Here is an 853-nt window from a genome sequence, read left to right on the forward strand (position 1 = left end):
GGCTGCGTTTAACCAGCTTGCTCAGCTGCAACAAAAGCTGAGTACCAAGTATGCAAACATCGACACTCTTTCAATGGGCATGAGTGGCGATATGGAAGCAGCAGTAGAGGCAGGAAGCACCATGGTTCGCATCGGCACGGCGATATTTGGTGCGCGTAATTACGCAAAATAGTTTTAATCGTATTATCTCATCAGCGTTCACCTGGTGATGAAGCTCAGGATTGTATATATGGAACATAAGAACATCGCCTTTATCGGCGCAGGCAACATGGTACGTTAAATCGTTGCCGGTTTAGCCGCGAGTGGCTACCCTGCCGATAAAATTACAGCAACGGCACCCTCAGAAACACGCAGAGTACCACTAGAAAAAGATTACGGAATCAATACAACCAGTAACAATATCGAAGCTGCTAAACAGGCCGATGTTGTCGTACTCTCTGTTAAGCCACAGATGATGGCCGAAGTATGTAAACCACTGCAAGCAGTCAACTTTAGCGACAAACTCGTTATCTCAATTGCAGCAGGTATCAACGCAGCTCGATTCGACGAAATGCTAGACTCTTCATTGAGCTTGGTTCGTGTGATGCCAAATACGCCATCATTAGTCGGTAAAGGCATGAGTGGTCTCTATGCTAATGCGAAAGCAACAGAACAAGATAAAGCCTTTGCCGCTCAACTGATGCAAGCCGTTGGCAAAGTGACTTGGGTTGCTGAAGAATCAGGTATCAATAACATCATTGCAGCCGCAGGTAGCGCACCCGCTTACTTCTTCCTATTCATGGAAGCGATGCAAGCAGAGGCCATCAAACAAGGCTTTGATCCAGAAACCGCTCGTCAATTGGTTCAGCAATCA

Annotated in this window: 2 protein-coding genes; both read left to right on the forward strand. The window is 46.7% G+C overall.

Going from position 1 to position 853, the window contains the following annotated elements:
* Positions 1–172: alanine racemase (locus tag KIV40_RS26495; RefSeq protein ID WP_285352155.1), on the forward strand; the 172-nt coding region annotated here is incomplete at its 5' end.
* Positions 173–280: 108 nt separating this feature from the next.
* Positions 281–853 (forward strand): pyrroline-5-carboxylate reductase (locus KIV40_RS26500; protein ID WP_285352158.1); only part of this gene is annotated, 573 nt, incomplete at its 3' end.

This window comes from Vibrio sp. D173a (assembly GCF_030248475.1).